Raw genomic sequence first — 1,162 nt, forward strand, 5'->3', positions numbered from 1 at the left:
TGCTTGGGCGCGCATATCCAACAGCGCGCTTACCTTATCCTACTGCGTCCCCCCATTACTCAAACGGCGGGGAGGTGGTACAGGAATATCAACCTGTTGTCCATCGTCTACGCCTATCGGCCTCGACTTAGGTCCCGACTAACCCTGAGCGGACGAGCCTTCCTCAGGAAACCTTAGTCATACGGTGGATGGGATTCTCACCCATCTTTCGCTACTCATACCGGCATTCTCACTTCTAAGCGCTCCACCAGTCCTTCCGGTCTGACTTCAACGCCCTTAGAACGCTCTCCTACCACGGACATCAAAGATGTCCATCCACAGCTTCGGTGAATCGTTTAGCCCCGATACATTTTCGGCGCAGCGTCACTCGACCAGTGAGCTATTACGCACTCTTTAAATGATGGCTGCTTCTAAGCCAACATCCTGGTTGTCTAAGCAACGCCACATCCTTTTCCACTTAACGATTACTTTGGGACCTTAGCTGGTGGTCTGGGCTGTTTCCCTTTTGACTACGGATCTTATCACTCGCAGTCTGACTCCCGTGTATAAATATCTGGCATTCGGAGTTTGTCTGAATTCGGTAACCCGAGATGGGCCCCTAGTCCAAACAGTGCTCTACCTCCAGTATTCTTAATCACGAGGCTAGCCCTAAAGCTATTTCGGAGAGAACCAGCTATCTCCAAGTTCGATTGGAATTTCTCCGCTACCCACACCTCATCCCCGCACTTTTCAACGTGCGTGGGTTCGGGCCTCCAGTGAGTGTTACCTCACCTTCACCCTGGACATGGGTAGATCACCTGGTTTCGGGTCTACGACCACGTACTTAATACCGCCCTATTCAGACTCGCTTTCGCTACGGCTCCATCTTCTCGACTTAACCTTGCACGTAATCGTAACTCGCCGGTTCATTCTACAAAAGGCACGCTATCACCCATTAACGGGCTCTAACTACTTGTAGGCACACGGTTTCAGGTTCTATTTCACTCCCCTCCCGGGGTGCTTTTCACCTTTCCCTCACGGTACTGGTTCACTATCGGTCACTAGGGAGTATTTAGCCTTGGGAGATGGTCCTCCCGGATTCCGACGGAATTTCACGTGTTCCGCCGTACTCAGGATACACTCAAGAGAGAATGAACTTTCGACTACGGGGCTTTTACCCTCT

1 rRNA gene (only partly in view) is annotated in these 1,162 nt (G+C 51.4%); it reads right to left on the reverse strand.

The features are described from left to right. Positions 1 to 1,162: ribosomal RNA gene (locus ACH0B5_RS17890) — 23S ribosomal RNA — on the reverse strand; its annotated part reaches 1,429 nt to the left of the window's first position; the annotation flags it as partial.

This window comes from Ureibacillus sp. 179-F W5.1 NHS, from assembly GCF_045369345.1.
Classification (GTDB): Bacteria; Bacillota; Bacilli; order Bacillales_A; family Planococcaceae; genus Ureibacillus; species Ureibacillus halotolerans.